Below are 25,357 nucleotides of genomic sequence, written 5' to 3'. Positions count from 1 at the left end.
GGACGGAAGCCGATTAGGTCATTCGGCGGAAGTCGCGTAGAGTCGTGTTTACCGACGCGGGGTGGAGCAGCTCGGTAGCTCGCTGGGCTCATAACCCAGAGGTCGCAGGTTCAAATCCTGTCCCCGCTACAAAGAAGAAGGGCCCGGAGGCATCAAGCCTCCGGGCCCTTCGGCGTTTCCCGGGCCGGGCGTTCGCGGGGCCGGCGCCCCCGGAATTTCGGTGGCCGGGGCCGGGCCGCCGCCCGTACCGTCCGGGGTATGAACGCGAAGCGTCCCCTGATCGCCGTGCTCACCGGCGCGGGCATCTCGACGGACTCCGGCATCCCCGACTACCGCGGCCCGCAGGGCCTGTGGCAGAAGGACCCGTCGGCCGAGGAGCTGGTCACCATCGGGCCGTACCGGGACGATCCGCAGGTGCGCCGGCGGGCCTGGCGGATGCGGCTGGAGACGGGCGCACTGGCCGCCGAGCCGAACGCCGGGCACCGGGCGCTGGTCGACCTGGAGCGCTCCGGTCTGCCGCTGCGGGTGCTCACCCAGAACATCGACGGGCTGCACCAGAAGTCCGGGCTGCCCGCCCGCAAGGTGCTCGAACTGCACGGCACGGCCCGGGAGACGCAGTGCCTGCGCTGCCGGGTGGTCGGGCCGATGGCGGAGGCGCTGGCGCGGGTCGAGGCGGGGGAGCCGGACCCGGCGTGCCGGGCCTGCGGGGGGATCCTGAAGCCGCGCGTGGTGATGTTCGGCGAGAACCTCGACCCGGAGGTGCTCGGGCAGGCCGACGCGATCGTTCGGGCCTGCGACGTGTTCATCGCGGTCGGCACCAGCCTCCAGGTGTTCCCGGTGGCGGCGCTGCCGCTCGACGCGGTGCGGAGCGGGGCGGAGCTGATCATCGTGAACGGCGAGCCGACGCCGTACGACGGGGCCGCGGCCGAGGTGATCCGGGAGCCGATCTCCCAGGCGCTCCCGGAGCTGGTGCGCCGACTTGTCCTGGAGCGGGCCTGAGCAGGGGCCGGAAGGGTCATATTCCCGGACGTACCGCGTGCGTACGATGATCCTTCCGGCTTCCCCCCTCTGGCCTGGAGTGATCGACCGATGACGACGACGGCGAAGTTCGACCCCTGGTCGGCGGCGTTCGTGGCCCACCCGTACGACGCGTACGCCGAGCTGCGCGAGCACGCGCCGGTGACGTACTTCGAGCCGACGAACCAGTGGCTCGTCTCCCGCCACGAGGACGTCAGCGCCCTGCTGCGCGACCGCCGGCTGGGCCGCACCTACACCCACCGCTTCAGCCACGCGGAGTTCGGCCGCCCCGAGCCCGACCCGGCGCACGAGCCCTTCCACACCCTCAACGACAACGGGCTGCTGGACCTGGAGGCCCCCGACCACACCCGGATCCGCCGGCTGGTCTCCAAGGCCTTCACCCCGCGCATGGTCGAGGGCCTGCGCCCCACCGTGCGGCGGCTGGCCGGCGAGCTGGTCGACGAGCTGCTCGCGGCCGGCGGCGGCGACCTGATCGCCACCGTCGCCGAGCCGCTGCCGGTCGCCGTGATCGCCGAGATGCTCGGCGTGCCGGAGGGCGACCGGCACCTGCTGCGGCCGTGGTCCGCCGACATCACCGGGATGTTCGAGCTCAACCCCGGCGAGGAGACCGCCCGCCGGGCCGTCACCGCCAGCACCGAGTTCTCCGACTACCTGCGCACCCTGATCCGCGAGCGCCGGGCGGCCCCGGGCACGGACCTGATCAGCGCGCTGATCCAGGCCCAGGAGGGCTCCGACGCGCTCAGCGAGCAGGAGATGATCTCCACCTGCGTGCTGCTGCTCAACGCCGGCCACGAGGCGACCGTCAACACCACCGGCAACGGCTGGTGGGCGCTGTTCCGCAACCCCGGGGAGCTCGCCCGGCTGCGCGGCTCGGTGGACGAACTGCTGCCCACCGCCGTCGAGGAACTGATGCGCTGGGACACCCCGCTGCAGATGTTCGAGCGCTGGGTCCTGGAGGACATCGAGGTCCGCGGCGTCACCGTCCCGCGCGGCGCCGAGATCGCCCTGCTCTTCGGCTCCGCCAACCGCGACCCCGAGCGCTTCGCCGACCCGGACCGCCTCGACCTCGGCCGCACCGACAACCCGCACATCACCTTCGGTGCCGGAATCCACTTCTGTCTCGGCGCCCCGCTTGCCAGACTGGAGCTCACCGAGTCCTACGGCACCCTGCTGCGCCGGGCGCCGGGCCTGCGGCTGGTCCGCGAGCCCGAGTGGAACCCGGGCTACGTGATCCGGGGGCTCAAGGAGCTGCTGGTCGAGGTCTGACGACTGAGGGGGAGAGGGCCGTGGGCAAGGCAACAGGGGCGCTGCTGGGGCTGGCGATCGGGGACGCGATCGGTCGGCCGACCGAGTTCAAGAGCGTCGAGGTGATCGCTGCCGACCACCCGGACTGGCGGCAGCTCCCGTTGCCGCAGCGGGCATTGGTCACCGACGACACCCAGATGACCCTCGCCCTCGGCCGCGGCCTGCGCACCGCCCTGGCGCGCGGGCCGCTCACCCCCCTCCGGCTGGTGCGGCCCGTCCGCGAGGAGTTCGTCGACTGGTGGCGCTCCCCGCAGAACAACCGGGCCCCCGGCATGACCTGCCTGCGCGCCTGCGAGCGGCTCAGCCACGACGAGTACCGCTGGCAGCAGGCCAGCGACGTCGGATCCAAGGGCTGCGGCGCCAACATGCGGGTCGCCCCGATCGGGCTGATCCGCGAACTGGACGCCCGGCAGCTCTCCGGCGCCGCCCAGCTGCAGTCCGCGCTCACCCACGGCCACCCGACCGCGCTCGCCGCCGGCGACCTCACCGCGTACGCCGTCCGCAAGCTGGCCGAGGGCGTCCCGCCCGCCGGGCTGCCGGCGGTGCTGCGGGCGTACGCGCTGGCGAGCCGCGAGCGCTACGACGAGTTCTGGCTCGGCGACCTCGCCGACCGCTGGTACGGCAGCTCCCCGCAGGCCGTCATCGCCCGTGGCTGGGACGACTGCCTCACGGTGCTCGACCAGCTGGAGGCCGCCCTCGCCGCCCCCGACGTCGAGGCCGACCCCTGCCTGGCCACCGGCGAGGGCTGGGTCGCCGAGGAGGCCTTCGGCACCGGCCTGCTCTGCTTCCTGCTGCTGCCCGACGACCCGGTCGCCGCCGTCCGCCGGGCCGCCTACTCCAGCGGCGACTCCGACTCCCTCGCCTGCCTGGCCAGCGCCTTCGCGGGCGCCCACCACGGCGAGGCGGCCTGGCCGGCCGACTGGGTGGAGCGGATCGAGCACCGGGACGAACTGCTGGAGCTCGGGGCGCTCTGGGACTGACGCCGTACGGGCCGGAACCCGATCCGGGGGCGGCGCGTCGAAGGGCCATGACGAACCGCAGCACCGGAACCCGTCGCACCCTCCGCCGCCCGGCGGCGCTGCTCCTCGCCGCCGCGCTCGCCACGCCGCTGCTCGCCGGCTGCGGCGGCACCGGAGCCGCCGCGCCCGTGGAGCTCCGGGCGGCCGCGCCCGCGAGCCGCCCGGCCGTCGACCCGGCGCGGGTGGCCGCCACCGCGGCCGCCACCGACGCCTTCGGCCTCGACCTCCTGCACGCCCTGACCGCCCAGCCGGACGCCGCCGGCGGCAACCTCGTGGTCTCGCCGTCCGGCCTGGCCACCCTGCTCGCGATGCTGCTGCCCGGCGCCCGCGGCGCCACCGCCGGGGAACTGGCCAAGGCCTTGCACACCGAGCTCGACCCGCTGCAGTACGCGCTCGCCACCGGCGCGCTGAACCGGCCGGTCCCGGCCACCGACCGGCTCACCCTGCGCCGCAGCGACGACCTCTGGACGCAGCAGGGCCTGGCCGTCGAGCCGGACTACCTGGCCGACCTGGCCGCCGCCTTCGACACCGGCGTGCACCAGGCCGACTTCGCCAAGGACCCGGACGGGGCCCGCAAGACCGTCAACGCGGCCGTGGAGAAGGCCACCGACGGCCGGATCAAGGACCTGTTCGGCCGGGACGCGATCACCCCGAGCACCCGGCTGGTGCTCACCGACGCGCTCTACCTGAAGGCCCGGTGGGCCGCCGCCTTCAAGCCCTCGCACACCGCCGACCGCCCGTTCCACAAGCTCGACGGCTCCACCCCGGCCGTCCCCACGATGGCGCAGACCGGGGAGTTCAAGTACGCCGACGGCTCCGGCGGGATCCTCGGCGAGCCCTGGCAGGCCGTCGAGCTGCCGTACGCGGACGGCGCACTGGTGATGGACCTGATCGTCCCCGCGCAGGGCGGCTTCGCCGCCTTCGCCAAGGGCCTGGACCAGCCCCAGCTCGACCGCGTCCTCGGCGCCCTCGCCGAGCGGCCGGTCGACCTCCGGCTGCCGCGCTTCCGCTTCGGCACCTCGAAGGAGCTCACCCCCGCGCTGCGCTCGCTCGGCGTCTCCTCGGCCTTCGACAAGGCCGATCTCACCGGCATCGCCAAGGAGCCGCTGGTCGTCGGCACGGTGGTGCAGAAGGCCACCGTCGAGGTCGACGAGGAGGGGACGGTCGCGGCGGCCGGCAGCGGTGCCGGGGTCGAGGCGGCGGCGGCGCCGAACGCCGACCGGCCGGTCCAGCTGTACCTGGACCGGCCGTTCCTGTTCCTGATCCGGGACGCCCGGGGCGGGGCGCCGCTGTTCCTCGGCCAGGTCACCGACCCGCTGGCGAAGTAGCCGACGGGCCGGGGCGGCCTCCGAGGGGCCGCGGGCTCACCAGGCCGGGTAGCGCCCGCCGAGCGCCGGGTGCCGGGGGTCGCGGCTGCCGAACAGCACCAGCAGGTCGTCCGCGACCTGCCGCAGCTCCGCCCGGCCCTCGACCGCCCCGGCCCATTCGGCGGGCAGCGCCGCGGCGCCGTACGCCGCCCCGACCAGGTTGCCGCAGACCGCGCCGGTCGAGTCGCTGTCCCCGGAGTGGTTCACCGACAGCAGCAGCGCGGTGCGCACCGGGTCGGGGTCCAGGGTGGCCGCCAGCAGCGAGTACACGGCGATGGCCAGGCACTCCTCGGCGATCCAGCCGAGCCCGACCCGGTCCACCGTCTCCGCCGCGGGCTCGGCCTCCTGGGCCAGCCGCACCGCCCGGGCCAGCGCCTGGACGGTCTCCTTGGAGCTCGGCAGCTCGCGGATCTGCTCCACCGTCTCGCCGACCGCCGCCCACGGCTCGGTGCCGTGCGCGAGCCGCTCGACCAGCGCCGCGAAGGCGCCCGCCGCGAGGTAGCCGGTCGGGTGGCCGTGGGTGAGCTGGGCGCACTGCACCGCCAGCCCGAAGGACTGCTCGACGCCCAGCCGGGCCAGCCCGAACGGTGCCGAGCGCATCACCGTGCCGCAGCCCTTGGAACCCGGGTTGATCGGCCCGGTCAGCCCGATCGCGGACGGCGCCTCGAACACCGGGTGCTCGGACACCCCGCTCAGGCAGGCGTTGCCCGGCGCCCGCCGCGCGTACAGGAAGGGCCGGCTCAGCAGCCAGCCGTCGTACGGGCGGGGCTGCGGCCCGGTGTCCGGCGCGTCCTGGAACTGGGTGCGCAGCCAGCGCCGGTAGGCGCCGTGCACGGCCTCCGGCACCGAGCCGCCGCCGCCCGTCCAGCCGCGGACGAAGCCGCGGATCAGGCCCTCGGCGGTGAACAGCGTCATCTGGGTGTCGTCGGTGACCTCGACCGGCCCGGACCCGGCCGGCAGTGTGGTCACGCCCTGCGGCCCGTACCGGTCCTGGATCTGGTGGAGCTGCTGGAACTCCACCGGCCAGCCCAGCGCGTCGCCGATCGCTCCGCCGAGCAGCGTTCCGCGCACCCGGTCCCGGTACCCCGACTCCGCCGCCGGTTCCGTCACGTCGAGCCCCCCTTTGTTCGTGGCGGACTACGTTCTATCAGGTCCCCCGGGAGGCGGGGCGACTCCTGTGGATCTTGCGCGGGTCGGCCGGGGGACCGCCGGGGTGTGACCGCCTACCGGCGGATCGCCCCGGCGCGCCCGTGCAGCGCGGCCCGGTCGGCGGCGGCGCGTCCGGCCGCCCAGCCCACGCCGTCGCTGACCCGCACCCGCTGCGAGACCAGCTTCGGGAACAGCCGGCCGATCTCCTGGTCCACCGCCTCGGAGCGGGCGGCGAGCGCGGGCAGCAGCCGCGCGTCGGGCAGCAGCTGCTCCTCGGTGCCGTCCTCGCGCAGGTGCCGTCCGGCCGCGGCGGCGCTGGTGGCGCGCTCGGTCGCGGCGGTCAGCCGCTCGCGGATCCGCGCCGCGTACGCGACCAGGAAGGACTGCCGGAACGCCTTGCTGCGCGAGTCCTTGCGGGAGCCCGCCTTGTTGAGCGCGTGGGTGGCCTGCACCAGCAGCGAGGTGTAGAGCAGCTCGACGCCGTCCAGGTCGCCGTCGAAGCCGACCACGGTGCAGAAGCCGAACTCCTTCGCCCACACCACCCGGCACCGGTTGGCCGCCGCGACCGCGTCCAGCAGCATCGTCTTGGGGCCCTCGTACGGGTTGTCCACCCCGATCCGCAGCGCCGCCGGGGTGTCGCGGTCGGCACCGGACGCGGCCAGCAGCGCGTCGTCGATGCTGTGCTGGGCCATCAGCTGCTGGGCCTTGGCGGTCAGCGCCTCGGCCTCCTCCGGGTACTCGGTGGACTCGGCCTTGGCCAGCAGCGCCCGGATCCGCGCCAGCATCCGCGGCTCGCCGCTCACCGGCCCCGCGTGCTGCGGCCGCACCGCCTGCCCGGGGGCGGGCCCCACCGGGGCGATCGGCGGCAGCCGGCCCCAGGTGCGCAGCAGCTCCAGGGCGGCGGTGGCGAGCGCGAAGCGGTCCAGCCGGTGCCGGTCGGCGAAGGCGCCGAGGTACTCGTCGTCGCCGGACCACCACACCTCGGCCTCCAGCTCGCGCAGCTGCTCCAGCCAGCGCCGGTCCAGGGCGGCCGCGGGGTGGCGGCGGCCCTCGGCGGCGATCAGGTCCACCGCGAGGGCCAGGTGGACGGGCTTCAGCTCGCGCCGCACCACCCGGGCCAGGTCGGCCGGCCGCCACCCGGCGGACCAGCAGCGGCCGACGGCCGTGTCCGCGTACCCGAGCAGCGCCCGGCCGACCTCCGGCCACTGCCCGGCCGAGGCGGCCAGCAGCGAGGCCCCGGTGTCCAGGGCGAGGTCCAGCGCCTCCTCCGGGGCCGTCACCACCGACCGCACCGCCTGCTCCAGCAGCGGTCCGGCGGTCCCGGCCTGCTGCGCGCGCTCGCCCACGGTGTGTCCCTGCTCTCCTCGACGGTGCCACGACGGCCCGGCTCCTCCTGCCCATGATGCCGGAGCGGCGGCGCGGACCGACGGGAGAGCGGTTCAGCGCTCGACGGCCTTGGCGAGGATCTCCGGGGTGCGGTCCAGCAGGCGGGCCGCCGCGAGGCGGACGCCGAGGGCCGCGACCAGGGCGCCGTACAGCGGGCCGACCAGCAGCACCGGCCAGCTCGGGCCGTCGGAGACCAGGGCCCAGGCGAGGTAGCCGCCGACCGGCAGCGCCAGCAGGGCGACGCCGAGCATCGAGCCGAACTGGTTGAGCAGGATCAGCCCGCCCTGGCCCGGGGCGGCGTTGCGCATCGGGTTGCTGTCGGCCGGCATGGTGTACGGCGCCAGGACGCTGAACATCGCGCCCAGCGCGATCCCGCAGCCGAGCAGCGTCAGCGCCAGGCCGAGCGCGGACGGCAGCTCGCTCCACCGGCCGGTGACGGCCGCCAGGACCAGCCCGAGCAGCAGCGTCACGGGGACGGCGTACGACAGCACCGCGTACGCCCGGCCGCGCAGCTCGGAGCGGGCGTCGGCCGGGGTGCGCAGGGTGGCGGCGACCATCCAGAACGCCGAGCCGTCCATGCCGAACAGGTTGAGCATCTGCAGCCCGAGGAACACCCCGGTCATCGCCAGCAGGTAGACGCTCGCCCAGCCCTGGACCATCGACAGCACGCAGATCACCAGCGTCATCCCGATGCTGGTGAACAGCGCCGCCTTGGCCCGCGGCTCGCGCCAGGCGTACCGCAGGTGCCGCTGCATCACCGCGCCGGTCCGGCCCTGCGGCAGGAACCGCCAGCCGCGCGAGTCCTGCACCCCGCGGGCGACCTCCAGGGTGGAGGAGTCGGCGGTCACCATCAGCTCCTGCAGGCTCCGCCGCCACCAGCGCAGCAGCAGCGCCAGCAGCGCGGCGGCCGCGGCGAGCTGGAGCAGCGCCAGCCCGTACCGGCCCTCGCCGGCGGTGCGCGGCGCGTCCGCCGCGCTGATCGGCGGGATCCAGCGCAGCACGGAGGCGATCGGCTTGAGCGGGCTGAGGTCGATCGGCCCGCCCCGGCGGCCGAGGATGCTCTGCGAGCCGACGTTGGCGACCTGCACCAGGAGGGCGAAGGCCAGGCCGCCGAAGATCGCGAAGTCCTTGCCGCGCCGGCTGGAGAGCATCCGGGCGTTGCCCGCCGCGACCGCCCGGGAGAGCGTGACCAGGCAGAGCAGCGCGAGCGGCACGCCGAGCACCGCGACCGCGGCCGAGGCGCCGCCGGTCGCGCCGGCCAGCACCGCGGCGGTCACCAGCACCAGGCTGACCAGCGGCCCCGGTCCGATCAGCGCGGCCAGCAGGGTGCCGCGCAGCAGCGGGCCGGGGCGCAGCGGCAGCATGGTCAGCCGGGTCGGGTCGGCGCTCTCGTCGCTGGAGAAGAGGAACAGCGGCAGCGCGGCCCAGCTCAGGGTCAGCACGCCGAGCAGCACCACCCCGGCGTCCCCGGAGCCCGCGTAGCGCCCGTTCAGCGCGGTCATGGCGACGGCGACGCCGGCCGCGAGGGCCAGGCCCGCGACGCCGCCGATCACGTAGACGGTGGTCCGGCCGGGGCTGCGCCGCAGCCCGTTGCGCAGCAGCCGCAGCTTGAGCGCCACCAGGGCACGGACCACCGTCCGCCCGTCGGGCACCGGGGCATTGTTCACAGGGTGCCCCCGGCCTGCCCGCCGCCGAGCCAGCCGAGCGCCTGCCCGTCGTCCTCGCGGACGCCGATCAGCTCCAGGAAGGCCTCGTGCAGGCTGCGCCCGCCCCGGACGGAGTCCAGCGGCCCCTGGGCTATCACCTGGCCGGCGTTGACCACCGCGACCCAGTCGCAGAGCTGCTCGACCAGCTCCATCACGTGGCTGGAGAAGATCACCGTGGAGCCGGCCGCGGCGTACCGCTTGAGCACGCCGCGGATGGTCTGGGCGGAGACCGGGTCGACGCCCTCGAAGGGCTCGTCCAGGAACAGCACGTCCGGGTTGTGCAGCAGCGCGGCGGCCAGGCCGATCTTCTTGCGCATGCCGGTGGAGTAGTCGGCGACCAGCTTGTCGGCGTCCCGGCCGAGGTCCAGGACGGCCAGCAGCTCCTCGGCCCGCCGGTCCACCTCGGCGCCGGGCAGGCCGCGCAGCCGCCCGGTGTACTGGAGCAGCTCGCGCCCGCTGAGCCGCTCGAACATCCGCAGGCCCTCGGGCAGGATGCCGATCCGGGCCTTGACCGTGACCGGGTCCGCCCACACGTCGGCGCCGTGCACCAGGACGGTGCCCTGGTCGGGCCGGAGCAGCCCGGTGACCATCGACAGCGTGGTGGTCTTGCCGGCACCGTTCGGCCCGACCAGGCCGATGAACGCCCCGGCCGGCAGCTCCAGGCTCAGCCCGGCCACCGCGGCCTGGGGGCCGAAGTGCTTCCAGAGCCCCTGGATGCTGACGGCGGACGGGGTTCCCGGCCCGGAGAGGTCGGGGGACGGCGGCGCTGACGCCTGCATGGCGGCCTTCTCTGCTCGTGGTGGTGGACGTCGTCGTGGTGCGGGTCTCTCCGGGCTCAGCCTGTCATCGTGCGGACCGGCTGTCGCCCGAGTTGAGCATCCCCTGAGAGTGTCCGCCGAACGGGTGAGGCACGCCGCCCGTTTTCCTCGTCCGGGCGACTACTGGGCCGATTTGGCAACTACTCAGTTCGGCTGTTCGTCCTGCACTATGAGGGAGCAGTGACGTGCGCGGGGGTGCCGCGCTACCGGGAGGTGGCGGATGTCCGTACAACCATGGGGCGAGCCTGGTTCCGGCTATCCGCCCGGCAGGCCGGCGGGTGGCTGGCAGCCGGCGCCCGCGCCCGCGGTGGCGTCGCAGGCCGCGATGCGGGCGGGCCACGCGGACCGGGACCGCACGCTGGACGTGCTCAAGGCCGCGTTCGCCGAGGGGCGGCTCACCGTCCAGGAGTACGAGCAGCGCCACGAGGCGGTGGCCGCCGCGCAGACCTACGGCCAGCTGGCCGTGCTGGTGGCCGACCTGCCCTCGGGGCCGATGACGGCGCCGCCGCCCACCGCGGCCACGCCCGTTCCGGCCACCTTCATGCCGGTCCCGCCGCCGCCCCAGGCCCGCCAGACCAACGTGCTCGCCGTGGTCTCCCTGGTGGCCGGCCTGGTCGGCCTCTCCGCCCCCGCCGTGGTCACCGGCCACATCGCCCGCGCGGAGATCCGCCGCCGCAACATGGACGGCGACTGGGCGGCCGTCCTCGGCCTGGTCATCGGCTACCTGGGCTGCGCGTTCTGGACCCTGATGATCCTGATCGGCATCGCCTGAGGCGGGCCCGCCCGGGCGGCCCGGGGGCGGTTCGTCCGTCTTCCCGATGGGGTCTTCCTCAGGCGTAGGACCTATGATGCCCGGGGCTGCCGCCGTGCGCCCGGAAGCAGTACGGTCTCCGTCACCGGCCGACGCCGAAGGGTGGGGCGGGCCGAGCGAGCGACCACGAGCTGAGGACCGTTACCAGTGACAGTCAGTGCCCAAGAGGCCTCCAGGATCCCGCCGATCGGAGGGCGTCCGCTGATCCCGGGATCCGCGCGCCGCTCCGCGGCTCGGCTCTGGACGTCGGCCCCGGCACTGCTCGCGGGTGAGGCCCTGATCGCCTTCCTGGCCGCCCTGGTGCTCCCCGTGATGGCGAGCAAGTTCCACATGGACCCGCTGGACCGGATCGCCCAGGTGAGCGGTCTCGCCGCGCTGCAGCTGCGGTTCGCGGTCATCGGCTTCCTCCTGCTCGGCGCGGTCGTGCTCGCGATGCGCTTCCGCTCGGGCCGGCACTTCGGCCTGGTGGCCCGGTTCTCCGCGGCCGCCATCGCGGGCCTCGCCAGCGGCTTCGTGGCGGCCGGCGCGGTGATGGCGCTGCTCGGCACGCCCTGGCCGATGTTCGGCCTGAACGGCGACAGCGGGCGCATCGTCGAGTGGGCCCACGCCCTGGCGAACGGCCAGCCCTCGGGCTCGGCGGTCTACCCGCCGGCGCCGCTCTACACCCTGGGCTACTACGCCGAGTGGTTCCGCGGCGGCAACACCGCGTACGCCTTCAAGGACCTGCAGATCCTCGGCGCCGCCGCGTTCGGCCCGCTGGTCTACCTGTCGTGGCGGATGCTGCTCAGCCCGGTCCGGGCGCTCGCCTTCGGCGTGCTGCCGGCCTTCGCCCTGATCGACGCCTACAAGCCGTACAGCCAGACCGTGCTGGTCGTCCTGGTGCCCGTCCTGGTCGCCGTGGTGGTGCACCTGCGCCGGAGCGGGACGGACGGCTGGCGGCTGCTGCTGCTGAAGGCGGCCGGCTTCGGCGCGCTGCTGGGCCTGCTGTTCCTCACCTACTCCGGGTGGTTCCTGTGGAGCGCCATCGGCGTGGTGGTCGCGGCGCTGGCGTACTTCCCCTGGCGTGACAGCCGGCTCAAGGGCCTGGTCTACCTGGCCGCCACCGTGGGCGCGTTCCTGCTGGTCTGCGGCAGCTACCTGGTGACCATGCTGACCGACGGCCAGGACACCAAGGACCCCAACTTCCGCTTCGACAACTTCACCGACCCGGCGTACTTCCTGATGTGGCGCACGGACATGCCGGGCAAGGTGGGGGACTGGCCGATCCCCGGCGAGTTCGGCGGCATGGACCTGTTCGCCGTGGTGATGTTCGTCGCACTGGGCGCCGCCCTCTGGCTGGGCATCCGCAAGCCGGTGGTCGTCACCATCAGCTGCATGTTCGCGAGCGCCTGGGTGATGCGGATGTACATCGCCTCGCACATGTACGAGACGCAGACGGTCCAGCTCTACACCCGGACCAACAACCAGCTGCTGTACTGCGGCCTGCTGCTGTGCGCCCTGCTGGTCCACCTGGTGTCGCTCCGGCTGGCCGAGCACCGCCGGGTCGCGGGGGCCGACGGGACCGGGGAGGCCGCCGGGACCGGGGGACTCGCCGGAACGCCCCTGCCGGGCCCGCAGGCGGCCGTCGTCGGTACGCTGTTCGCTCTCCTCTTCCTGTTCGGTACGGTCTCGTCGTCGATGTCGGACCGCTACCTGCCGGCCAAGGAGAACACCTACCGCATCCTGCCGTGGGTGTCGCACACCGTGCAGAACCTCGACGGCACCTGCCCGAAGTTCGCGCCGGGTGGGCACTGCTCCAAGACCGGTGACCAGTCATGGCTCAGCATGATCAAGTAACCAGTTCCCGCCCATGAGCCCGAACTGACCCCGAAGGCCCAATCCTGATGATGATCACCGCCGTCAAGAGCCTCGCCGACCGGCTCGTCTCCTCGCCGAGGCGTCTGTGGGCAGTGGCTTTCGCGATCCTGTTCGCCCTGAGTGCGTCCTGGTCGATCGCCACCCCGATCGGCGCCTCGCCGGACGAGCACGCCCACCTCATCCGGGCCGCGGCCGTCGCCCGGGGGCAGGTCGAGGGCCGCGAGGTCATGGTCCCGCACCTGGTGGGCGGCATCGAGGGCCAGTTCGCCGAGACCGGGGTCGAGCTCCCGCGGATCTACCAGGAGCTCAAGGACGTCAACTCCTGCTACGTCTTCAAGCCCGAGACCCCGGCCTCCTGCGCGCCGCGGCTCATCGACCGGCCGGGCGAGGCCCTGGTGACCACCGCGGCCGGCCGCTACCACCCGGCGTACTACTTCGCGGTGGGCTGGCCCAGCCTCCTGGTCCCGGGGGCGAAGGGCTTCTACCTGATGCGCCTGATGTCGGCGCTGATCTGCTCCGCCCTGGTGGCGAGCGCGGTGGTCTCGGCGGCCGAGTGGCGGCGGCGGTCCTTCACCCTGCTGGGCACGGTCACCGCGGCCACGCCGATGGCGCTGTTCCTGTTCGGCATGGTCAACCCGAGCGGTCCGGAGATCGCGGCGGGCATCCTGGTCTGGAGCGCCGGGCTGCCGATGCTGATGAACCCGGACCCGCACCTGCTGAACCGCCGGCTGGCCCGGCTGGGCATCGGCGCGCTGGTGCTGATCAGCATCCGCCCGCTGGGCATGATCTGGTTCGCCGGGGCCCTGTTCTTCGCGCTGCTGCTGAGCCAGAAGGGCGCGGTGCGGGAAGTGGTCCGCCGCAAGGTGACCTGGCTCTGGGGCGGCCTGGGCGCCGCGTCCGCCGTCGCGGCCCTGGCCTGGTCGTCGAGCCACCCGGACAACTCGATCATCAACACCCCGAGCGACCTCACCCCGCTGGCCGCGGCCCGGAAGACCTTCGACTTCGGCCTGCTGTACATGAAGCAGATGATCGGCTACTTCGGCTGGCTGGACGCCGAGGCGCCGGCCGCGACGCTGCTGGTTTGGTGCGGGGTGGTGCTCGCCCTGGCGATGTTCGCGCTGTGCTACGCCCGGTTCCGGGACGCCCTGGCGATCGTCGGGGTGATGGTCGGCATCGTGGTGATACCGATAGCGGCTCAGGCCATGCAGGCGCGCCAGCTGGGCATGATCTGGCAGGGCCGCTACCTGCTGCCGTTCGCCGTCGGGCTGCCGATCCTGTGCGCCGCGATCTGCCACGAGCGGCTGCCCTGGGGCGGCTTCGCCTGGCGCCGGCTGCTGGTGATCTCCGGCTTCTCGCTGTCCCTGGTCAACGCCGCGGCCTTCCTCTGGGCGCTGCGCCGCAACACGGTCGGCAGCACCGGCCCGCTGCTGATCAACCCGGCGCACTGGTCCCCGCCCGGCACCTGGATGCTGTGGCTGGCCGTGTACACCCTGGCCGCGCTCGCGCTGGGGCTGTTCGCGGCGGTGTCGGACAACCGGGACCGTCCGCTGCCGCAGTCGGCCGGGGCGGCCGACGGCGGTGCCGCGCAGGATCCGCCCCGGCTCGCCGGGGCCCACGCGGAGGCGTAGGGTCGCGGTGCGGGGGCTGCCCGGTTGTGGTAGGGAGCCCCGCCCCGGCCCGGTTCCCGGGCCGCTTCCGGTGCCGGCCCCGCGACCTGCGGCGTTGCATTTGTTTTGACCGAGCCCGATGCGCTAGGTACGCTCTGACCTTGTGCCTGGGGTGTCCCCGGGTCCTTGTGCGTGCATGCACACCGGTCGCCGCGCCGAGCCGGAGCGCTTCCCAGCGTCCCGCGCGTAGAGCGCCGTCGCTGTACAGCAGCCATGGGATTCCGTGTCGTAACAAGCCCAACACACCCGACCGCGTGGGTCGACCACGGGGCCGTGTGTGAGGGGAGACACCGCAGGTTAGTTCCACCAAGCCTTGGCACACAGAAAACGGAGAAACGGTGCCTACGATCCAGCAGCTGGTCCGAAAGGGCCGGCAGGACAAGGTCGAGAAGAACAAGACTCCCGCGCTGAAGGGTTCCCCGCAGCGCCGTGGGGTCTGCACGCGTGTGTACACGACCACCCCGAAGAAGCCGAACTCGGCTCTCCGCAAGGTCGCCCGTGTGCGCCTCACCAGCGGGATCGAGGTCACCGCTTACATCCCGGGCGAGGGCCACAACCTGCAGGAGCACTCCATCGTGCTGGTGCGCGGTGGTCGTGTGAAGGACCTTCCTGGTGTCCGCTACAAGATCATCCGCGGTTCGCTTGACACCCAGGGTGTCAAGAACCGCAAGCAGGCTCGCAGCCGCTACGGCGCCAAGAAGGAGAAGTAAGAATGCCTCGTAAGGGCCCCGCCCCGAAGCGCCCGGTCATCATCGACCCGGTTTACGGCTCCCCGGTCGTCACCCAGCTGGTCAACAAGATCCTGCTGCACGGCAAGCGTTCCACCGCTGAGCGGATCGTCTACGGCGCCCTCGAGGGCGTCCGTGAGAAGACCGGCTCGGACCCCGTCGTGACGCTGAAGCGCGCGCTGGAGAACGTCAAGCCGGCCCTCGAGGTCAAGTCCCGCCGTGTCGGTGGCGCGACCTACCAGGTTCCGGTCGAGGTCCGTCCGGGCCGCGCCAGCACCCTGGCGCTGCGCTGGATGGTCGGGTACTCCCGCGCCCGTCGCGAGAAGACCATGACCGAGCGCCTGATGAACGAGATCCTCGACGCCAGCAACGGCCTGGGCGCTTCCGTGAAGCGTCGCGAGGACACCCACAAGATGGCCGAGTCCAACAAGGCCTTCGCGCACTACCGCTGGTAGTCCGTACCCCGTCACTAGACAGAGAGAGAACGAGCCACAATGGCTGCAACCTCCCTTGACCTCGCCAAGGTCCGCAACATCGGGATCATGGCGCACATCGACGCGGGCAAGACCACCACCACCGAGCGGATCCTGTTCTACACCGGTGTGTCGTACAAGATCGGTGAGGTCCACGATGGCGCTGCCACCATGGACTGGATGGAGCAGGAGCAGGAGCGCGGCATCACGATCACGTCGGCCGCGACGACCTGTCACTGGACGGTCGACGACGCCGACCACACCATCAACATCATCGACACCCCGGGTCACGTCGACTTCACCGTCGAGGTGGAGCGTTCGCTGCGCGTCCTCGACGGTGCCGTGACGGTGTTCGACGGTGTCGCCGGTGTCGAGCCCCAGTCCGAGACCGTGTGGCGGCAGGCTGACCGCTACGGCGTCCCGCGCATCTGCTTCATCAACAAGCTGGACCGCACGGGCGCGAACTTCTTCTTCTGCGTCAAGACCATCGTGGACCGCCTCGGCGCCACCCCGCTGGTCATGCAGCTCCCGATCGGTGCCGAGTCGGACTTCCAGGGCGTTGTCGACCTGGTCCGCATGAAGGCGCTGGTCTGGTCCGCCGAGGCCGCCAAGGGCGAGATGTACGACATCGTCGACATCCCGGCCGAGCTGCAGGAGCAGGCCGACGAGTACCGCGAGGCGCTCATCGACACGGTCTCGAACGTCAGCGACGAGATCATGGAGCTCGCCCTCGAGGGCGAGGAGATCCCGGTCGAGCTGCTGCAGGCCGCGATCCGCAAGGGCACCCTGAACTCGGACTTCACCCCGATCTTCTGCGGTACCGCCTTCAAGAACAAGGGCGTCCAGCCCCTGCTCGACGCGGTCGTCAAGTACCTGCCGTCCCCGCTGGACATCGAGTCCATCGAGGGCACCAAGCCGGGCGACGACAGCGTCAAGATCTCCCGCAAGGCCTCGGACGACGAGCCGCTCGCCGCGCTCGCGTTCAAGATCATGTCGGACCCGCACCTCGGCAAGCTCACCTTCGTCCGGGTCTACTCGGGCCGCCTGGAGTCCGGCACCTCGGTGCTGAACGCCGTCAAGGGCAAGAAGGAGCGCATCGGCAAGATCTACCGCATGCACGCGAACAAGCGTGAGGAGATCGACTCGGTGGGCGCCGGCGACATCATCGCCGTCATGGGCCTGAAGCAGACCACCACCGGTGAGACGCTGTCCGACGAGAAGAACCCGGTCATCCTGGAGTCCATGGACTTCCCGGCCCCGGTCATCCGCGTCGCGATCGAGCCCAAGTCCAAGGGTGACCAGGAGAAGCTGGGTGTTGCCATCCAGCGTCTCGCCGAGGAGGACCCGTCCTTCCAGGTCAACACGGACGAGGAGACCGGCCAGACCATCATCGCGGGTATGGGCGAGCTGCACCTCGAGGTGCTGGTCGACCGTATGCGCCGTGAGTTCAAGGTCGAGGCCAACGTCGGCAAGCCGCAGGTCGCGTACCGCGAGACCATCCGCCAGGCGGTCGAGCGCATCGACTACACCCACAAGAAGCAGACCGGTGGTTCCGGTCAGTTCGCCAAGGTGCAGATCGCGATCGAGCCGCTCGAGCAGGCCGAGGGCTACGAGTTCGTCAACAAGGTCACCGGTGGCCGCGTTCCGCGGGAGTACATCCCGTCGGTCGACGCCGGTTGCCAGGAGGCCATGGAGTTCGGCATCCTCGCCGGCTACCCGCTGCAGGGTGTCCGCGTGAGCCTGCTGGACGGCCAGTCGCACGACGTCGACTCCTCCGAGCTCGCGTTCAAGATCGCCGGTTCGATGGCCTTCAAGGAAGGCGCGAGGAAGGCCAAGCCGGTCCTCCTCGAGCCGATGATGGCCGTCGAGGTCACCACGCCCGAGGACTACATGGGCGACGTGATCGGCGACATCAACTCTCGCCGTGGCCAGATCCGGTCCATGGACGAGCGTCACGGTGCCCGCGTCGTCACGGCGCTGGTGCCCCTCTCCGAGATGTTCGGCTACGTCGGTGACCTGCGCAGCAAGACCTCTGGTCGCGCGAGCTACTCGATGCAGTTCGACTCGTACGCCGAGGTTCCGAAGAACGTGGCGGACGACATCATCGCCAAGGCCAAGGGCGAGTGACGTCCCGATAATCGGGACGATTGCGAAGCCTTAGGCTATTCGGAGGCGTCTCGGGAGGATCCGGTCGGATCCTCCCGGGAGCCTCCGGCCCCCCCACCAGCGGGACGGCACGGGATGTCCTCCGGGCAACCCGCACCAAAACCGATCAAAGACCAACTGGCGTCAGCACGGCGTACAGGAACTGTCCTCAGGAGGACTCAGTGGCGAAGGCGAAGTTCGAGCGGACGAAGCCCCACGTCAACATCGGCACCATCGGTCACATCGACCACGGCAAGACCACGCTGACCGCGGCCATCACCAAGGTGCTGCACGACGCGTACCCGGACCTGAACCCCTTCACGCCGTTCGACCAGATCGACAAGGCCCCGGAGGAGCGTCAGCGCGGTATCACCATCTCGATCGCGCACGTCGAGTACCAGACCGAGGACCGTCACTACGCGCACGTTGACTGCCCGGGTCACGCCGACTACATCAAGAACATGATCACCGGTGCCGCCCAGATGGACGGCGCCATCCTGGTGGTCGCCGCCACCGACGGCCCGATGCCGCAGACCAAGGAGCACGTCCTCCTGGCCCGCCAGGTCGGCGTTCCGTACATCGTTGTCGCCCTGAACAAGGCCGACATGGTGGACGACGAGGAGATCCTGGAGCTCGTCGAGCTCGAGGTCCGTGAGCTGCTCTCCGAGTACGAGTTCCCGGGCGACGACCTGCCGGTCGTCCGCGTCTCCGCGCTGAAGGCCCTCGAGGGCGACGCCGAGTGGGGCCAGAAGCTCCTCGGCCTGATGAAGGCTGTCGACGAGAGCATCCCGACCCCGGCCCGCGCCGTGGACCAGCCGTTCCTGATGCCGATCGAGGACGTCTTCACGATCACCGGTCGTGGCACCGTCGTCACCGGTCGCATCGAGCGCGGCATCCTCAAGGTCAACGAGACTGTCGACATCATCGGCATCAAGGAGACCAAGACCACCACCACGGTCACCGGCATCGAGATGTTCCGCAAGCTGCTCGACGAGGGCCAGGCCGGTGAGAACGTCGGTCTGCTGCTCCGTGGCATCAAGCGCGAGGACGTCGAGCGCGGCCAGGTCATCATCAAGCCGGGTTCGGTCACGCCGCACACCGACTTCGAGGCCCAGTCGTACATCCTGTCGAAGGACGAGGGTGGCCGTCACACCCCCTTCTTCAACAACTACCGCCCGCAGTTCTACTTCCGTACCACGGACGTGACCGGCGTCGTGACCCTCCCCGAGGGCACCGAGATGGTCATGCCGGGCGACAACACCGCCATGACGGTCGCGCTGATCCAGCCGATCGCCATGGAGGAGGGCCTGAAGTTCGCCATCCGTGAGGGTGGCCGCACCGTCGGCGCCGGCCAGGTCACCAAGATCATCAAGTAATTGACGATCTGACCTGCCTGCCTCGTACAGGCTCGTCCGAAGGGCCCCGCGCACCGCACGGTGCGCGGGGCCCTTCGGCGTCTCATGGGCAGTTCACCGGAGCGCACCGCCTTTCAGCGGCCGCTCATCGCAGACTGTTATGGTCGGGCCACCATCCAGCCCGCCGTCGCGGAAAGTGGGACCAACGCATGTCAACGGCACCGCTGTTGTCGGTCGTGATGCCGATCTACAACGAGCAGGAGGCGCTCCCGCTGACCGTCGAACGGCTGCGGCCGATCCTCGACGGGCTCGACGTGGCCTACGAGGTGGTCGGGGTGGACGACGGCAGCACCGACGTCACCCCGGTGCTGATGCAGAAGATCCGCCAGGACTGGCCGGAGTTCCGCATCGTCCGCTTCGCCCGCAACTCCGGGCACCAGGCCGCCCTCACCGCCGGCATCCACCGCGCCCACGGCGACTACGTGGTCTCCATCGACGCCGACCTCCAGGACCCGCCGGAGAAGATCCCCGAGATGCTGGAGCTCGCCCGCGAGCAGCACCTGGACATCGTCTACGGCGTGCGCGGCGACCGCGGCACCGACACCTTCTTCAAGCGGCACACCGCCGGCGGCTACTACTGGCTGATGCGCAAGCTGGTCGGCAAGCGGATGCCCAACCAGGCCGGCGACTTCCGGCTGCTCAGCCGGGCGGCGGTGGACGCGCTCAAGGCGATGCCCGAGCACCAGCCGGTCTACCGGCTGCTGGTGCCGTGGCTGGGCTTCCCCAGCGGCGAGGTGGTCTACGTGCGCGAGGAGCGGGTCGCGGGCAGCACCCACTACCCGCTCTCGAAGATGCTCCGGCTCGCGCTGGACAGCGTCACCAACTTCTCCGCCGCCCCGCTGCGGCTGGCCACCTGGCTGGGGCTGTTCAGCTTCCTGGTCTGCCTCCTGCTGGCGATCTACACCACGGTCGCGTACGCCGTCGGCTCCACCGTGCCCGGCTGGTCCTCGCTGTTCATAGGGATGCTCTTCATCGGCGCCGTGCAGCTGGTCTGCGTCGGCCTGCTCGGCGAGTACGTCGGCCGGATCTACTCGGCGGTCCAGGCCCGGCCCGCGTACTTCGTCGGCTACGACTCCGCCGAGGAGCAGGACCGGTACGGTACGGGCGCGTGAACGAGACCCTCTCCGCGGACCGGGGCGAGCGCGACGAGCCCGCCGGGGCGGCCCGGCCGGTCCGCCGGCAGCTGCCGTCCTTCCTGGTCATCGGGGTGCTGAGCACCCTCTTCTACCTGGCCCTGTTCGTCCTGCTGCGGCTGGTCGCCTCCTCGCAGGCGGCCAACCTGGTGGCCCTGGCGGTCAGCGCGGTGGCCAACACCGCGGCGAACCGCCGCTTCACCTTCGGCATCACCGGCTCGGACGGCGCGGTGCGCCACCAGCTCCAGGGCGCGGTCGCGTTCCTGATCGGGCTGGGCCTCAGCAGCGGCGCGCTGGCGCTGCTGGACGCGGCGCTGCCGCACGCCTCCCGGGTGGTCGAGGTGGCCGGGCTGGTGGCGGCCAACGGCCTCGCCACGGTGGCCCGGTTCGTGCTGCTCAAGCTGTGGGTCTTCCGGAGGAGCTGAGCCCGGCGCGCGGCCGGCGGCCGGTACGACGACGGAGGGGACGCGTGCCGCTGCACGCGTCCCCTCCGTGGGTCGGGCTCCGCCGTTACTGCTGCTTCAGCGAGTCCGTGTAGGCCTTGCAGGCCTGGTAGTCCGGCAGCAGGCCGGTGGCGAGCGCCTCCGCGAGGGTGGGCGCGACCGCGTCACGGGCGGAGAGCTGCGGGGCGTCGGTCGGCCACTCGATGCCGAGGTCCGGGTCCAGCGGGTGCACGCCGTGCTCGCCGGTCGGGTTGTACGTCGCCGAGCAGAGGTAGGTCAGCGTGGCGTCGTCGCTCAGGGCGCAGAAGCCGTGGCCGAGGCCCTCCGGGATGTAGACGGCCGTGCGCTCGGTGTCGTCCAGCCGGACGAACTCCCACTTGCCGAAGGACGGCGAGCCGACCCGCAGGTCGACGATGACGTCCAGCACCGCGCCGCGGGTGCAGGCCACGTACTTGGCCTGGCCGGGCGGGACGTCGGCGAAGTGGATGCCGCGGACGACGTCCTTGGCGGACAGCGACAGGTTGGCCTGGGCCAGGTCCAGCGGGTGGCCGACGACCTCGGCGAGGAGGTCGAAGCGGTACCACTCGGTGAAGTGGCCGCGGGCGTCGCCGTGCACCTGCGGGGTGATCTCGAAGGCGCCCTCGATGGAGAGCTCGCGGAACTTCACTTGGCGGCCGCCTCGTCGAGCAGGTCCACCAGGTACTGGCCGTAGCCGCTCTTCAGCAGAGGCTCGGCGAGCTCGCGCAGCTGGGCGTCGTCGATCAGCCCGGCCCGCCAGACGGCCTCCTCGATGCAGCCGATCTTGAAGCCCTGGCGCTCCTCGATGACCCGGACGAACTCCGAGGCCTGGACCATCGACACGAACGTGCCGGTGTCCAGCCAGGCGGTGCCGCGGTCGAGGGTCGTCACGTGCAGGTCGCCGGTGCGCAGGTAGGCGTCGTTGACGGCGGTGATCTCCAGCTCGCCGCGGGCGCTCGGCTCCAGGGTGCGGGCGATCTCGACGACCCGGTTGTCGTAGAAGTACAGGCCGGGGACGGCGTAGCGGGACTTGGGCTCGGTCGGCTTCTCCTCGATGGAGATGACCTGGCCGCTCTCGTCGAACTCGACCACGCCGTACGCGGTCGGGTCGGCCACGGGGTAGGCGAAGACCCGGCCGCCCTTGATGTCGGAGTGCTCGGTGAGCGAGGTGCCCAGGCCGGTGCCGTGGAAGATGTTGTCGCCGAGGATCAGGGCCACCGGCTCGTCGCCGATGAAGTCCGCGCCGAGCACGAAGGCCTGGGCGATGCCCTCGGGCTTCTCCTGGACGGCGTACTGCAGCTTCAGGCCGAACTGGGAACCGTCGCCCAGCAGCCGTTCGAACTGGTCCCGGTCGTTCGGGGTGGTGATGATCAGGATTTCGCTTATCCCGGCCATCACGAGGGTCGAGAGGGGGTAGTAGATCATCGGCTTGTCGAAGACCGGGAGGAGCTGCTTCGACACCGCACGGGTCAGGGGCCACAGCCGCGAGCCGGTGCCGCCGGCCAGGAGGATTCCACGCATGGGAGCACCCTATTCGAGATCGGTGAACGCGGGAGGGGCCGGGTCGGAGGGGCGTTCGGGCGGCGGTAGACTACGCGCATTATGCGCATCCTCGTGACCGGCGGCGCCGGGTTCATCGGTTCGGAGTTCGTCCGTCAGCTCCTCGGGGCTGACGAGAACGCCCGGATCACGGTCTTTGACAAGCTCACCTACTCGGGCGTCCTGGAGAACCTCGCCCCGGTGGCCGACCACAAGGGCTACACCTTCGTCCAGGGCGACATCTGCGACGCGGACGCCGTCGACCAGGTCATGCCGGGCCACGACGTGGTGGTGCACTTCGCCGCCGAGTCCCACGTGGACCGCTCGATCGCCGGTGCGGGCCCGTTCGTGCTGACCAACGTCGTCGGCACCCAGGTCCTGCTCGACGCCGCGCGCAAGCACGCCGTCGGCCGCTTCGTGCACATCTCCACCGACGAGGTGTACGGCTCGATCAGCGAGGGCTCCTGGACCGAGACCTGGCCGCTGGAGCCGAACTCCCCGTACTCGGCCTCCAAGGCCTCCTCCGACCTGCTGGCGCTGGCGTACCACCGCACCCACGGCATGGACGTCGTGGTGACCCGCTGCTCCAACAACTACGGGCACTACCAGTTCCCGGAGAAGGTCATCCCGCTGTTCACCACCAACCTGATCGACGGCAAGAAGGTGCCGCTGTACGGCGACGGTGGCAACGTCCGCGACTGGCTGCACGTCTCCGACCACTGCCGGGGCATCGAGCTGGTCATGCGCGGCGGCCGCGCGGGTGAGGTCTACAACATCGGCGGCGGCACCGAGGCCACCAACAAGGAGCTGACCGGCCTGCTGCTGGAGGCCGCCGGCGCGGGTTGGGACATGGTCGAGCACGTCGAGGACCGCAAGGGCCACGACCTCCGCTACTCGATCGACATCAGCAAGATCCGTGAGGAGCTCGGCTACGAGCCGCAGGTCCGCTTCGAGGACGGCCTCGCCGCGACCATCGCGTGGTACCGCGAGAACCGCGCCTGGTGGGAGCCGCTGAAGCAGAAGGCGGCCCTGGCCAAGTGACCGCGAACGCCGCCGCGCCCGTGCGCTGGCTGGTCACCGGCGCGGCCGGGATGCTCGGGCAGGACCTGCTCTCGGTGCTGGGCGCCGACGGGACCGCCGAGATCACCGCGCTGCGCCGGGCGGACCTCGACATCACCGACCCGGCGGCCGTCCAGGCCGCCGTCGAGGGCCACGACATCGTGGTCAACTGCGCCGCGTGGACGAACGTCGACGCCGCGGAGGCCGAGGAGGACGCCGCCACCGCCGTCAACGGCACCGGTGTGCGCCACCTGGCCGAGGCCTGCGCCAAGAGCGGCGCGCGGCTGCTGCACGTCTCCACCGACTACGTCCTGCCGGGCGACGCCACCGAGCCCTGCCCGGAGGACGCCCCGACCGCGCCGGTGAACGCGTACGGCCGCGGCAAGCTGGTGGGGGAGCGGGCGGTCGCCGAACTGCTCCCCGAGCACGGCTACGTCGTGCGCACCGCCTGGCTGTACGGCGAGCACGGCCCGAACTTCGTGGCCACCATGCTCAAGCTCGCCGCCCAGCGCGACACCCTGGACGTGGTGGACGACCAGCACGGCCAGCCGACCTGGTCGTACGCGCTGGCCGGCCGCCTGGTCGAGCTCGGCCGGGCCGCGCTCGCCGGGCAGGCCCCGGCCGGGGTCTACCACGGCACCGCGAGCGGCCGGACCACCTGGTGCGGACTGGCCCGCGAGACCTACGCGCTGAGCGGGCTGGACCCGGAGCGGATCCGCCCGACCACGTCGGAGGCCTTCGTCCGCCCGGCCGCCCGCCCCGCCTTCAGCGTGCTGGCCCACGACCGCTGGGCCGCCGCCGGGCTGGCGCCGCTGCCCGAGTGGCGGACCATGCTGGCCGAGGCCCTGGCCACGCCCGTCTTCGCCGAACTGGCCGCCACGGCCCGGACCACGGAGAGCGACAGACCTCAGTGAAGAACGCACTGACGAAGGTGGCTGCCGCGCTACCGCCGGGAACCCTGGCGGTGGCCGGCGGCACCGTCGTACTGGGTGCCGCCTCCTACATCCACCTCGGAGTGGCGGGCCACAGCCTGTCGGTCGACGACATGGCGAACGTCTCGCTGCTGTGGACGATCGTGATGTCGGTCGGCATCGGCGTCTTCTTCCCGATCGAGCAGGAGCTCACCCGGATCGTCTCGGCGCGCGCGGCGCTCGGCCACGGCGCCGCGCCGGTGCTGCGCCGGGCGACCCTGCTCACCGGCGGGATCCTCGCGGCGACCCTGGTCGCCCTCGGCGCCGCCTCCGGCCCGATCGCCCGGTCGATGTTCCACGGCGACCGCTCGCTGGTGCTGGCGCTCGGCGGGGCCTTCACCGGCATGGCCGTCTGCTACCTCACCCGCGGCGTGCTGGCCGGCCTCGGCCGCTTCGGCGCGTACGGCACCCAGCTCGGCCTGGACGGCGGCCTGCGGATCGGCCTGGCCTTCGCCTTCGCCGTGGCCGGTGTGCACTCGGCGCTCGCGTTCAGCCTGATCCTGGCCGTCGCGCCGATCATCGCCACGATCGTCACGCTGCCGCCGCTGCTGCGCGCGGTGAAGCCCGGCGAGCAGGTCGGCTGGTCCGAACTCTGCTCCGGGCTCGGCCTGCTGATCTGCTCGACGCTGCTCTCCCAGGTCGTGGTGAACGCGGCCGTGGTGAGCACCAAGCTGCTCGCGCCCTCCGACTCCGCGCTGATCGCCGCCCTGCTCAACGCGCTGGTGCTGGCCCGGGTGCCGCTGTTCGTCTTCGGCTCGCTCCAGGCCTCGCTGCTGAACGGCCTCTCCGCCGCGATCGCGGTCGGGGACCGGGCCGCCTTCACCGGGATGCTCAAGAAGATCGGCGCCGTGGTCGGCGGACTCGGCGTGCTCGGCGGCATCCCGGCGGTCGCCCTCGGCCCCTGGCTGATCCAGGTGCTGTTCGGCGCCAAGCCGGTGCTCGGCTGCCTCGACTTCTTCTGGATGTCCGCCGGAACCGTGGCGTACATGTTCGCGATGGTGCTCGGTCAGGCGCTGATGGTATTCAAGCGGCACAACCTTCAGCTGCTCTGCTGGGCGGTCGGCACGGCGGTCCTCGCCGCGATCACCTTCATGCCGGGCGACGTGTCCACCCGCGTGGTCGTTGCGTACACGGCGGGTTCCGTGGCCACCGTCCTCGGTATGCTGGCGGTCCTGAGGCAGAGTTTCGCCCGTTCGGCGACGAACTCCGCCGGCCTCGTCCAGCAGTCGGGGGACCCGAACGCCGCGGTGTTGAGCAGCCGGACGGCCGGTGACTGACCGTGTCCGCCCCTCATCTTCAGATCGCCGCGC

At 71.9% G+C, this 25,357-nt stretch carries 22 protein-coding genes and 1 tRNA gene; 17 read left to right on the top strand and 6 right to left on the bottom strand.

Annotated features, from left to right (window positions below; genetic code table 11):
* The first annotated feature begins 55 nt into the window (after positions 1-55).
* From ACFY4B_RS10195 to ACFY4B_RS10175, 5 genes are all read left to right on the top strand, one after another.
* Positions 56-129 (top strand) — tRNA-Met (locus tag ACFY4B_RS10195).
* A 129-nt stretch (positions 130-258) separates the two neighbouring features.
* A complete protein-coding gene (locus ACFY4B_RS10190) occupies positions 259-999 on the top strand; it encodes a Sir2 family NAD-dependent protein deacetylase (RefSeq protein ID WP_049651978.1) in 741 nt (246 codons plus the stop codon).
* Positions 1,000-1,089: 90 nt separating this feature from the next.
* Positions 1,090-2,304 (top strand): cytochrome P450, encoded by a 1,215-nt coding sequence (locus tag ACFY4B_RS10185; RefSeq protein WP_387967129.1) that lies wholly within the window; start codon positions 1,090-1,092, stop codon positions 2,302-2,304.
* Positions 2,301-3,323 carry an ADP-ribosylglycohydrolase family protein gene (locus ACFY4B_RS10180; RefSeq protein ID WP_387967299.1) on the top strand — a complete coding sequence of 341 codons (1,023 nt, stop codon included), beginning with the start codon at positions 2,301-2,303 and terminating at the stop codon, positions 3,321-3,323. The genes ACFY4B_RS10185 and ACFY4B_RS10180 overlap by 4 nt, the downstream gene beginning before the upstream one ends.
* Before the next feature lie 47 nt (positions 3,324-3,370).
* Positions 3,371-4,690: a serpin family protein gene (locus ACFY4B_RS10175; RefSeq protein WP_387967127.1), complete on the top strand. Its 1,320-nt coding sequence runs from the start codon at positions 3,371-3,373 to the stop codon at positions 4,688-4,690.
* 36 nt (positions 4,691-4,726) lie between these two features.
* On the opposite strand, the gene ACFY4B_RS10170 is transcribed toward ACFY4B_RS10175, so the two are convergent.
* The 4 genes from ACFY4B_RS10170 to ACFY4B_RS10155 form a co-directional block, all read right to left on the bottom strand.
* Positions 4,727-5,839: an ADP-ribosylglycohydrolase family protein gene (locus ACFY4B_RS10170; protein ID WP_387967125.1), complete on the bottom strand. Its 1,113-nt coding sequence runs from the start codon at positions 5,837-5,839 to the stop codon at positions 4,727-4,729.
* Positions 5,840-5,952: 113 nt separating this feature from the next.
* The gene (locus ACFY4B_RS10165) at positions 5,953-7,224 is read right to left on the bottom strand and encodes a DUF2786 domain-containing protein (protein ID WP_074003970.1); all 1,272 of its coding nucleotides are present in this window, start codon (positions 7,222-7,224) and stop codon (positions 5,953-5,955) included.
* Between the two features lie 93 nt (positions 7,225-7,317).
* The gene (locus ACFY4B_RS10160; protein WP_387967123.1) at positions 7,318-8,916 is read right to left on the bottom strand and encodes a transporter; all 1,599 of its coding nucleotides are present in this window, start codon (positions 8,914-8,916) and stop codon (positions 7,318-7,320) included.
* Positions 8,917-8,927: 11 nt separating this feature from the next.
* The gene (locus ACFY4B_RS10155) at positions 8,928-9,749 is read right to left on the bottom strand and encodes an ABC transporter ATP-binding protein (protein ID WP_074003968.1); all 822 of its coding nucleotides are present in this window, start codon (positions 9,747-9,749) and stop codon (positions 8,928-8,930) included.
* A 259-nt stretch (positions 9,750-10,008) separates the two neighbouring features.
* Between ACFY4B_RS10155 and ACFY4B_RS10150 the strand changes: the two genes are divergently transcribed.
* From ACFY4B_RS10150 to ACFY4B_RS10110, 9 genes are all read left to right on the top strand, one after another.
* Positions 10,009-10,560: a DUF1707 and DUF4190 domain-containing protein gene (locus ACFY4B_RS10150; protein ID WP_375876152.1), complete on the top strand. Its 552-nt coding sequence runs from the start codon at positions 10,009-10,011 to the stop codon at positions 10,558-10,560.
* A 186-nt stretch (positions 10,561-10,746) separates the two neighbouring features.
* Positions 10,747-12,435 (top strand): hypothetical protein, encoded by a 1,689-nt coding sequence (locus ACFY4B_RS10145; RefSeq protein WP_049649028.1) that lies wholly within the window; start codon positions 10,747-10,749, stop codon positions 12,433-12,435.
* A 47-nt stretch (positions 12,436-12,482) separates the two neighbouring features.
* Positions 12,483-14,084: a DUF2142 domain-containing protein gene (locus ACFY4B_RS10140; protein ID WP_049649029.1), complete on the top strand. Its 1,602-nt coding sequence runs from the start codon at positions 12,483-12,485 to the stop codon at positions 14,082-14,084.
* A gap of 377 nt (positions 14,085-14,461) precedes the next feature.
* Positions 14,462-14,833: a 30S ribosomal protein S12 gene (gene rpsL / locus ACFY4B_RS10135; RefSeq protein WP_014144289.1), complete on the top strand. Its 372-nt coding sequence runs from the start codon at positions 14,462-14,464 to the stop codon at positions 14,831-14,833.
* Positions 14,834-14,835: 2 nt separating this feature from the next.
* On the top strand, positions 14,836-15,306 hold the full coding sequence (rpsG, locus tag ACFY4B_RS10130; protein WP_030055803.1) for a 30S ribosomal protein S7: 471 nt from the start codon (positions 14,836-14,838) through the stop codon (positions 15,304-15,306).
* A 39-nt stretch (positions 15,307-15,345) separates the two neighbouring features.
* Positions 15,346-17,451: an elongation factor G gene (gene fusA / locus ACFY4B_RS10125; protein ID WP_049649030.1), complete on the top strand. Its 2,106-nt coding sequence runs from the start codon at positions 15,346-15,348 to the stop codon at positions 17,449-17,451.
* 200 nt (positions 17,452-17,651) lie between these two features.
* Positions 17,652-18,845, top strand: a complete 1,194-nt coding sequence (tuf, locus tag ACFY4B_RS10120) for an elongation factor Tu (protein ID WP_049649031.1) — start codon at positions 17,652-17,654, stop codon at positions 18,843-18,845.
* Between the two features lie 188 nt (positions 18,846-19,033).
* Positions 19,034-19,996, top strand: coding sequence for a glycosyltransferase family 2 protein (locus tag ACFY4B_RS10115; RefSeq protein ID WP_049649032.1), 963 nt, complete (start codon positions 19,034-19,036; stop codon positions 19,994-19,996).
* Positions 19,993-20,442, top strand: coding sequence for a GtrA family protein (locus tag ACFY4B_RS10110; RefSeq protein ID WP_387967120.1), 450 nt, complete (start codon positions 19,993-19,995; stop codon positions 20,440-20,442). Before ACFY4B_RS10115 ends, ACFY4B_RS10110 begins: the two co-directional genes overlap by 4 nt.
* A gap of 85 nt (positions 20,443-20,527) precedes the next feature.
* Here ACFY4B_RS10110 and rfbC read toward each other — a convergent pair whose 3' ends face one another.
* On the bottom strand, positions 20,528-21,127 hold the full coding sequence (rfbC, locus tag ACFY4B_RS10105) for a dTDP-4-dehydrorhamnose 3,5-epimerase (protein ID WP_049649033.1): 600 nt from the start codon (positions 21,125-21,127) through the stop codon (positions 20,528-20,530).
* A complete protein-coding gene (rfbA, locus tag ACFY4B_RS10100) occupies positions 21,124-21,999 on the bottom strand; it encodes a glucose-1-phosphate thymidylyltransferase RfbA (protein WP_049649034.1) in 876 nt (291 codons plus the stop codon). The genes rfbC and rfbA overlap by 4 nt, the downstream gene beginning before the upstream one ends.
* An 81-nt stretch (positions 22,000-22,080) precedes the next feature.
* Between rfbA and rfbB the strand changes: the two genes are divergently transcribed.
* The 3 genes from rfbB to ACFY4B_RS10085 are packed head-to-tail and all read left to right on the top strand — an operon-like array spanning position 22,081 to position 25,324.
* Positions 22,081-23,058, top strand: a complete 978-nt coding sequence (gene rfbB, locus ACFY4B_RS10095; protein ID WP_049649035.1) for a dTDP-glucose 4,6-dehydratase — start codon at positions 22,081-22,083, stop codon at positions 23,056-23,058.
* Positions 23,055-23,990 (top strand): dTDP-4-dehydrorhamnose reductase, encoded by a 936-nt coding sequence (gene rfbD, locus ACFY4B_RS10090; protein ID WP_074003961.1) that lies wholly within the window; start codon positions 23,055-23,057, stop codon positions 23,988-23,990. The genes rfbB and rfbD overlap by 4 nt, the downstream gene beginning before the upstream one ends.
* Positions 23,987-25,324, top strand: a complete 1,338-nt coding sequence (locus ACFY4B_RS10085; RefSeq protein ID WP_181970608.1) for a lipopolysaccharide biosynthesis protein — start codon at positions 23,987-23,989, stop codon at positions 25,322-25,324. The genes rfbD and ACFY4B_RS10085 overlap by 4 nt, the downstream gene beginning before the upstream one ends.
* The last annotated feature ends 33 nt before the right edge of the window (positions 25,325-25,357 follow it).

It is taken from the genome of Kitasatospora sp. NPDC001261 (genome assembly GCF_042896795.1).
Classification (GTDB): domain Bacteria; phylum Actinomycetota; class Actinomycetes; order Streptomycetales; family Streptomycetaceae; genus Kitasatospora.
Note: the sequence above shows the minus strand (reverse complement) of the source record. Positions and strands in the feature narration are given on the sequence as shown.